The sequence below is a fragment of the Deferrisoma sp. genome (genome assembly GCF_054681715.1).
This window is the reverse complement of sequence record NZ_BAAHFQ010000182.1, coordinates 1-5,491: the sequence shown is the minus strand read 5'-3', so window position 1 is coordinate 5,491 and position 5,491 is coordinate 1. Positions and strand designations below refer to the sequence as shown.

Genomic DNA, 5,491 nt, shown 5'->3' with positions numbered 1-5,491 from the left:
TCCTGGCCCCCGCCTCGTGGACCGCCTCCACGAGGGCCTTCACGTTGTCCACGGGCACCATGGGCAGGATGCCGTGGCCCAGGTTGAACACGTGGCCCTTGGCGGCCTTGCCCTTCTCCACGATCTCCCGGGCCCGGGCCTGCACGAACTCCCGGGGCCCGAGGAGCACGGTGGGGTCCAGGTTCCCCTGCACGGCGAACTCGCCCCCCACCTTCGCGATGGCGTCGGCGAGGTCGATGTGCCAGTCGATGCCCAGCACGTCGCCCCCGGCCGTGCGGATGTGGTCCAGGAGGAGCCCGCAGCCCTTGACGAAGTGGATCACGGGCACGCTCCGGTCGAGCCCAGCGATGACCCGCTTCGAGTACGGGAGCACGTACTCGGCGTAGTCGGCCGGCGACAGGATGCCGCCCCAGGTGTCGAACACCTGCACGGCCTGGGCGCCGGCGGCGATCTGGGCGTTGAGGTACCGGATCACCGTGTCGGTGACCTTGTCCATGAGCGCCCGGTACACCTCGGGGGCGGCGTACATCATCGCCTTCAGGTTCTCGAAGTTCCGGGAGCCCTTGCCCTCGACCATGTAGGCCGCGAGCGTAAACGGTGCGCCGGAGAACCCGATCAGCGGCACCCGGCCGGCGAGCTCACGACGGATGAGCCGCACGGCCTCCAGCACGAAGGGCACGTCCTCCTCGGGCTCGCAGACCCGGAGCTTTTCCACGTCGGCCGCGGTGCGCACGGGCTCGGCGAACACCGGGCCCGGGTTGAACTCGATGGAGCAGCCCATGCCCTCCAGGGGGATCATGATGTCGGAAAAGAGGATCGCCGCGTCCACCCCCAGGATGTCCACGGGCTGGAGGGTCACCTCGCAGGCGAGTTCCGGCTCGTGGCAGACCTCGAGGAACGAGTGCTTGGCCCGCACGGCCCGGTACTCGGGCATGTACCGGCCCGCCTGGCGCATGATCCAGATGGGGGTCGTGTCCACCGGCAGGCCCCGGCAGGCGTTCAGGAATCGGTCGGCTCGGCTCATGGTGACGATGTCTCCCAGGGATAGGACTTTTCAGGGACGAAAGGGACCCAAGGAAAGGCTTTCCAGCCCCCTAGCCTTCCAGCTTTCCAGCCTCCCGGCCTTCCAGCCGCCTCGGCACATAGGAGCAGAACGGCTCGGCCTCCAGGTAGTCGCCGCTCACGGCGTAGGCCCGGGCGCGGCAGCCGCCGCACACGTTCAGGAACTCGCAGGAGCCGCATTTGCCCTTGTAGGCCTTGAAGTTCCGGAGATCGTGGAACAGCGGGCTCTCGAACCAGATCTTCTTGAACGGGGTCTTCTTCACGTTGCCCGCGCTCATGGGGAAGTAGGAGCAGGGCTTCACCTCGCCGAAGCAGTCGATGAGGCAGATGGACTGGGCCGCGATGCACCCCTTGCCCCCGCCGGTGGAGAAGGTGAGGCTCCGGCGCTGGAACTTGATGCCCTCCTTTTTGGCGAGCTGGGGCACGATGCGGTAGTAGTGGGGCGCGCAGGTGGGCCGCATCAGGATCTCGTGCTCGTTCTTCTCCTGCTGGTAGTGCCAGGCCAGGATCTCCTCGTAGTCCTCCTTGGAGATGAGCTCCTCGAAAAGCTCCTCGCCCCGGCCCGTGGGCACGATCATGAACATGTACCAGGCCGTGGCCCCGAGCTCCTTGGCAAGCCGGAACGTGTCGGCGATGTAGGGCTGGTTTCGCTTGGTGAACGACGAGTTGACGAGGAACTTCACCCCGTGCTTGCGGAACAGTTCCGCCGCCCGCACCACCCCCTCGAAGGCGCCCGGGCACTGGCGGAAGTCGTCGTGGACCTCGGCCGTGGGGCCGTCGAGGGAGAGCGACACCATCTTGATGTCGGCCTCGAGCATCTTCCGGCAGACCTCGTCGGTCACCAGGGTGCCGTTGGTGGCCATGCACATCCGGAACCCCTTGTCGGTGCCGTACCGGGCGATCTCCCAGATGTCGGGCCGGAGGAGCGGCTCGCCCCCGGACAAGACGATCACCGGCTTGCTCACCTCGGCGATGTCGTCTAGGAGCTTCTTGGCCTCCTCGGTGGTGAAGTCGCCCTGGGCGGCCTCGAGGTCCGACGAGCACCGGCAGTGCACGCACCGGAGGTTGCAGCGTTGCGTGGTCTCCCACGCGATCCATTTGGGCACGAACTCTTGGGTCATGGTCTTCTCTGTGCCGGAGCCTCCAGGGGCCCCGGGTGCGCAAAGGAGAAAAGGGATCGCGGCCGCCCGGCTGCCTGGCCGCCTAGCCGCCTAGCCCCAGAAAATACCGTTCCGCCGCGGCCACGAGGCCCCGCAGCGTGTACTCCTCGGGCACCACGGCCACCGGAAGGCCCAGGGCCCGGGCCGTCTTCTCGGTGGCCGGGCCGATGACGGCGCAGGGGATCCGGTCGGCCGGCACCCCCAGTTCCCGGCAGAGCTCCGCGTAGTTTCGGGCCGCCGAGGAACTGGCCAGGGTCACCAGATCGAGGGCCCCCTCCTTCACCGCGGCCAGGCCCTCGGCCGGGTGGGTCGCCGGCTTCACGTTCTCGTAGATGGGGAGCACCTCCACCTTGGCCCCGAGCCGGGTGAGCTCGTTGGGGATCACGTCCCGGGCCTCCTTGGCCCGCGGCACGAGCACGCTCGCCCCCCGGAGTTCGGCATGGGCCGCGAGGGCCTCCACCAGGGCCTCGGCCACGTACTTTCCCGGCACCACGTCGGGCCGGATGCCCCGGGCCTCCAACGCCTCGGCCGTGCGGGGGCCCACGGCGCACACCCGGGCCGCCCCGAACGCCCGGGCGTCGAGGCCCAGGGCGTCGAGCCGCTCGAACAGGAACCGCACCGCGTTCCCGGAGGTCAGGATCACCCAGTCGTACGCGAAGAGCCGCCGGAGTGCCGCCTCGGTGCCGCTCGCGTGGCCCGTGGGCCGGAGCTCGATCAGGGGCAGCTCCACCGCCTCGGCCCCGTGGTCCCGCAGGAGTTCCGAAAACTCGGCGCACTGGTGGGCCGCCCGGGTCACCAGCACCCGCTTCCCGAAGAGCGGCTTCCACCGCAGCCAGTCGCACCGCGCCCGGAGTTCCACCACCCCGCCCACGATCACCAGCGCCGGGGCCCGCACGCCCTCGGCCCGGGCCCGCTCCACGATGTCGCCGAGCGTGCCGGTGACCACCCGCTGCCCCGGCCAGGTGGCCCGCTCCACCACGGCCACCGGGGTGGCCGGGTCGCGGCCGCCGGCCACCAGGTGTTCCACCACCTGGGGCAGGGTGCGGATGCCCATGTACACCACCAGGGTCCCGCTGGCCCGGGCCAGGGCCCCCCAGTCGAGTTCGGGGCCCTCGCCGCCGTCCCGGCGGCGGTGGCCCGTGACGAAGGTGACCGACGGGGCATGGTCCCGGTGGGTCAGGGGGAACCCGGCGTACACCGCCGCGGCCGAGGCCGAGGTGACCCCGGGCACCACCTCGAAGGGGATGCCCTCCCGGGCCAGGGCCTCGGCCTCCTCCCCCAGCCGGCCGAACACGGCCGGGTCGCCCCCCTTGAGCCGGACCACGACCTTCCCGGCCCGGGCCCGGTCGATCAGGGCCTGGTTGATCTCGGCCTGGGTGTGCTGGTGGACGTGGCCGATCTTCCCCATGGGCACCCGCTCGGCCTCCGGCGGGGCCCAGTCGAGCACCCGGGGATGCACCAGGTTGTCGTACACCACCGCCTCGGCCCGGCCGAGCACCTGCCGGGCCCGCAGGGTCACGAGCCCCGGATCGCCGGGCCCCGCGCCCACCAGGTAGACGAACCCCTTGTGGCCCACACTAGGTCTCCCGGGCGTCCGGCGCGTTCTGGCGGTACACCTCGTCCAGGATCTCCCGGGCGCCGCGGTCCAGGAGTTCCTCGGCCAGGGCCCGGCCCATGGCCGCCGCCTCGGCCGCCGGACCGGTCCGCTCGGCCCGAAGGAGCGTTGCGCCGTCGAGGCTCCCCACCAGGCCCCGGAGCCGGAGCGTGCCGTCCTCGAGCTCTCCGAACGCCGCGATGGGCACCTGGCACCCGCCCTCGAGCCGGGCCAGGAACGCCCGCTCGGCCGTCACGGTGATCCAGGTGGGCTCATGGCGCAGGGGCGCGATGAGGGCGTTGGTCTCGGGGTCGTCCGCCCGGCACTCGATGCCCACCGCCCCCTGGCCGATGGCCGGCAGGGTCACGTCGGGCCCCAGGAGTTCGGTGATCCGGTCGGCGAACCCCAGGCGCTTCACCCCGGCGGCGGCGAGCACGATGGCGTCGTACTGGCCCTCGTCGAGCTTGCGGAGCCGGGTGTCCACGTTGCCCCGGAGGTTCTCGAAACTGAGGTCGGGCCGCACGGCCCGCAGTTGGGCCTGGCGCCGCAGGCTCGAGGTGCCCACCCGGCTCCCGGCCGGCAGATCCCGAAACGACGAGCCGGAGCGGCAGAACCAGGCATCCCGGGGGTCCTCGCGCTCGCAGATCACCGGCAGGTGGAGCCCCGGGGGCAGCTCGGTGGGCACGTCCTTCATGGAGTGGACCGCGATGTCGGCCCGGCCCTCCAAGAGGGCGTCCTCGATCTCCTTGACGAACAGCCCCTTGCCCCCCACCTTCGCGAGCGGCACGTCGAGGATCTTGTCGCCCTTGGTCACCACCTTGACGAGCTCCACCCGAAGGCCGGGGTGGAGGCGCTCCAGCTCGCCCTTGACCCAGTTGGCCTGCCACAGGGCGAGTTGGCTCTTTCGCGTTGCGATCCGTAGGGTGTTCACGAAACCGGCTCCTTGTTTCGGCTTGGCGGCTCGGCAGCTTGGCGGCGGGGCGGCGGCCTCGCCGTCCCCATCCGGGGACACACGACGAACGACGAACGACCCGCGACCTACGTGCCGTTCCCCTCCCCCTCGTCGAGCCCGAACAGGCGGCGCACGGCGTCCACCGCGGCCTCCAGGTCCGGGTCGTTGGCCGCCCGTTTGAGGTACACGGTGGGCTCGTGGAGGATCTTGTTCACGATGGCCTGGCTCATGGCCTCGAGGCTCTTTCGCTGCTTGGCGGTGAGGCCGTCGCCGAACACCCGCAGGGTCTTTTCGAGTTCGGCCTTCCGGATGGCGTCGAACCGTTCCCGCAGGGCCCGGATCGTGGGGGTGACCTCCAGGGTCTTGAGCCAGGCCTGGAAGCTCTCCACCTCCTCGGCCACGATCTGCTCGGCCTTGGCGGCCTCCTTCTCCCGTTCCTTCTTGTTCTGCTCCACGACGCTCTGGAGGTCGTCCACGTCGTAGAGGTACACGTTCGCAAGGTCGTTGATCCGGGGGTCGATGTCCCGGGGCACCGCGATGTCGATCAGAAACATCGGCTTTTGCTTGCGGGCCTTCATGGCCGAGCGCACGGCCTCGACCCCCAACACGAAGTGGGGGGCCCCGGTCGAGGAGATCACGATGTCCACCTCGGGCAGGTGGTAGGAGAACTCCTCGAAGGGCACGGCCCGCCCCCCGAACCGGGCGGCGAGTTCCTCGGCCCGG

The 5,491-nt window shown here is 70.5% G+C and carries 5 protein-coding genes; all 5 read right to left on the bottom strand.

Annotation, left to right across the window (positions count from 1 at the left end; translation table 11 throughout):
* On the bottom strand, positions 1–1,024 hold a 1,024-nt coding region (hemE, locus tag ACY0I8_RS15910; protein WP_461395523.1), incomplete at its 3' end, for a uroporphyrinogen decarboxylase.
* 70 nt (positions 1,025–1,094) lie between these two features.
* Positions 1,095–2,183, bottom strand: coding sequence for a radical SAM protein (locus ACY0I8_RS15905; RefSeq protein ID WP_459940018.1), 1,089 nt, complete (start codon positions 2,181–2,183; stop codon positions 1,095–1,097).
* An 82-nt stretch (positions 2,184–2,265) separates the two neighbouring features.
* On the bottom strand, positions 2,266–3,798 hold the full coding sequence (cobA, locus tag ACY0I8_RS15900; RefSeq protein ID WP_459940019.1) for a bifunctional uroporphyrinogen-III C-methyltransferase/uroporphyrinogen-III synthase: 1,533 nt from the start codon (positions 3,796–3,798) through the stop codon (positions 2,266–2,268).
* 1 nt (position 3,799) lies between these two features.
* Positions 3,800–4,747: a hydroxymethylbilane synthase gene (gene hemC / locus ACY0I8_RS15895; protein WP_459940020.1), complete on the bottom strand. Its 948-nt coding sequence runs from the start codon at positions 4,745–4,747 to the stop codon at positions 3,800–3,802.
* 107 nt (positions 4,748–4,854) lie between these two features.
* Positions 4,855–5,491: glutamyl-tRNA reductase (gene hemA, locus ACY0I8_RS15890; protein WP_461395522.1), on the bottom strand; the 637-nt coding region annotated here is incomplete at its 5' end.